1 protein-coding gene is annotated in these 619 nt (G+C 43.9%); it reads left to right on the top strand.

The genetic code is table 11. The features are described 5' to 3' along the window. A partial coding sequence (locus tag KY379_RS27220; RefSeq protein WP_261261850.1) for a fibronectin-binding SSURE repeat-containing protein occupies positions 1-619 on the top strand: 619 nt, incomplete at both ends.

Raw genomic sequence — 619 nt, 5'->3', positions numbered from 1 at the left:
ATCTTGAAAGCTTCTGACAAAGCCCCATGGTCAGACAATGGTTCAGCCAAAAATCCTGCTCTTCCACCAGTAGAGAAATTAGGCAAAGGTCTTTACTTCTACGAAGTGGACTTGGCAGGTACTCAAGGCAAATCAGATAAAGAGCTTCTTGACCTCTTAAAACAAAACGGCACTCAAAGCTACAAGGCAACCATTAAAGTGTACGGTGCGAAAGATGGCAAGGCTGATTTGAACAACCTCGTAGCGACTAAAGATTTGAATGTCAATTTGAATGGCTTGACCACTCCAGCTGAAGTTCAAAAAGGCGTGGCCGACAACACTAAAGACACAGTAGATGTTCCAGCTACTTACTTGGACAAAGCGAATTTCCCTGGCCCATTCACAGCCGGTGTTAACCAAGTTATCCCATACGAACTCTTCGCTGGTGACGGTATGTTGACTCGTCTTATCTTGAAAGCTTCTGACAAAGCTTCATGGTCAGACAACGGCTCAGCTAAAAATCCAGCTCTCCCACCAGTAGAGAAATTAGGCAAAGGTCTCTACTTCTACGAAGTAGATTTGGCAGGCACTCAAGGCAAATCAGATAAAGAGCTTCTTGACCTTTTGAAACAAAATGGAA

Origin of the sequence: Pseudomonas sp. HD6422 (assembly GCF_025377065.1) — a bacterium.
GTDB lineage: Bacteria > Pseudomonadota > Gammaproteobacteria > Pseudomonadales > Pseudomonadaceae > Aquipseudomonas > Aquipseudomonas putida_U.
This window is presented reverse-complemented; position numbering and strand designations above follow the sequence as displayed.